This is a genomic window from Actinomyces sp. oral taxon 170 str. F0386 (assembly GCF_000195595.1).
Taxonomy (GTDB): Bacteria; Actinomycetota; Actinomycetes; order Actinomycetales; family Actinomycetaceae; genus Actinomyces.
The window spans coordinates 1-1942 of the sequence record NZ_GL882554.1 but is presented as its reverse complement, the minus strand read 5'-3'; the positions used below and the strand labels follow the sequence as shown (position 1 = coordinate 1942).

2 protein-coding genes are annotated in these 1942 nt (G+C 55.5%); one reads left to right on the top strand and one right to left on the bottom strand.

Features of this window, described 5'->3' with window-relative positions:
* Nucleotides 1-816 precede the first annotated feature (816 nt).
* Nucleotides 817-1377 (top strand): DUF6301 family protein, encoded by a 561-nt coding sequence (locus HMPREF9056_RS10500; RefSeq protein ID WP_050793058.1) that lies wholly within the window; start codon nt 817-819, stop codon nt 1375-1377.
* A 134-nt stretch (nt 1378-1511) separates the two neighbouring features.
* On the opposite strand, the gene HMPREF9056_RS13810 is transcribed toward HMPREF9056_RS10500, so the two are convergent.
* A complete protein-coding gene (locus HMPREF9056_RS13810) occupies nt 1512-1778 on the bottom strand; it encodes an integrase core domain-containing protein (protein WP_087942256.1) in 267 nt (88 codons plus the stop codon).
* Nucleotides 1779-1942 lie beyond the last annotated feature (164 nt).

The window sequence follows — 1942 nt, the reverse complement described above, 5'->3', positions numbered from 1 at the left end:
ATGGCGCCAATACGTCCGAAACGCACGCAGGCTCGCCTGAGACGAAACCGGCGCAGCCAGGCTCCCAGACTGGAACCCGCATGCGAGTTTGCGTGCCGATGAGATCGAAGAGCTATTCCGGTACCGAGCCCAGCGCCAAACCGACTATTACGAAGCCAGGAGACAACTGGAGAGCCAGCTGCCCAAAGGGCACACCATGAAGCACTACAATTCAGGAAAATATGAGGAGACAATCAAGGAGCTAAAACGAAATAGGTACGACCCGCAGGCCACTAAAAGCCTAGACGATGCCGCCACATAGCGCCGCGACTCTTGGAACGACCGGACAGGATCAAGCACTCGCATTAGTGAGACCGGAGGGGAGGCATATCTCGAGTCGCAGGGTTATCATATCCCCGACGAGTTCCTCTCTCAGAATGTACCCGTCAACAACGGCACCACCCCTGGTGGATGGCTTGACGGGATGGCCGTGAGCCCCAACGGCGATGAGATAGTGATATCCGAGTACAAGGGGGTGCCGTCAACCTCGACGGAACATCCCACCCGACGCTCTACGAGGGCAACGCCAAACAGGGAACTCCCGCCTATACTCGCGACCGTATGCTGAGCAACCCTCGCTTCGCACAGTACTTCCACGACCACCCCGATGCATGAGAAGGAGTCAAGAGCGGCGAGACCGAGCTGACGATCAAGGTGATGAAAACCAAGGCGGAGGACCTCACCCAGATCACCGACGAGCCCTTCACCTTGACACCTGAGGTGATCCAGCATCTCCAACAGAACATTGATAATCTTTAACTGAACAAAAGGACAGGAATGAGCAGCGCATCGAATATTGTAGATTACAGCCAGTCCACCGGTTTCCTCTTCTACGTGTACACCACCGAGCAGATGGTCTCCATCGTACGAGCCTGGGCGGAGCACGCCTGGCCCATCACTCTCGACAAAGCCTTCCTCCTGCGCGACCAGTGCGGATGGACCGGAGCCCCGCACGACGGCACTTTCTTCACCACTCCTGTGAGCAGCGGGGAGACAGACGGAACCATCATGGAAGACACCCGGGACCGCAGCCTTGTCAACAAAATCAATGCTCGATTGACCACCCGAGCCCCCGTAGAACTGGAAGCGCACATATCCACTATCACGCAGTCCATCTACACCGACTACCGGAACGCCCTGACTACAGTATACGGTCCACCCAAAGAAGGTAGGGCCAAGTTCGGCCCCCACAGCGACTGGATGCTCCCCAATAACGCATCCATAAACCTCGCCTCTGTAGGAACATTTGTCGAAGTCACCATCAAATCGCCAACCGAAACACAAAACGCGGCGCTAGCCACCTACTACGAAAGCAAATACGGACCCGACATCCCTTAGAGGTTGTTTGGGAACTGGGTTAGTGGGTGGCTAGTGTCGTGTGTTGTTAGTTGTTTTGTGGTTGGTGTTTAGGATGACGGGGATATGGTGAATTGGACTGCTGGGTGTTTTTCGGACAGTGCTTGTTTTGTGTTTCAGGTTGCCTTCGTTAAGTTCAGGAGCTCGCGTTCAACCTCGTTCTGGGTGCGGTATCCCAGGGCTGAGTGAAGGCGAACATGATTGCATCTCAGCTCGATCCATGAGGCAATATCACTGACCGCTTTATCCTTCGTGGGGTACACCATTCGGTGGACCCTCTCATTCTTGAGCGTGGCATTGAATGACTCCGCCCATGCATTGTCCCAGCAAACCCCCGTACGTCCCACCGAGGGGTGAATCCCGTAACCCTTGAGGTGATCCAAGAACCTCTGAGACGTGTACTGACTTCCCCTATCCGAGCGGGAAGATCGTCACACCCTCCTCGACAGGGCATCTTTTGACCGCCATGTCTATGGCCTGGCACACCAGAGAGGTGTGCATGCAGTCGGACATAGCGTAACCCACGACCTTCAAGGCGTCAGCAGTC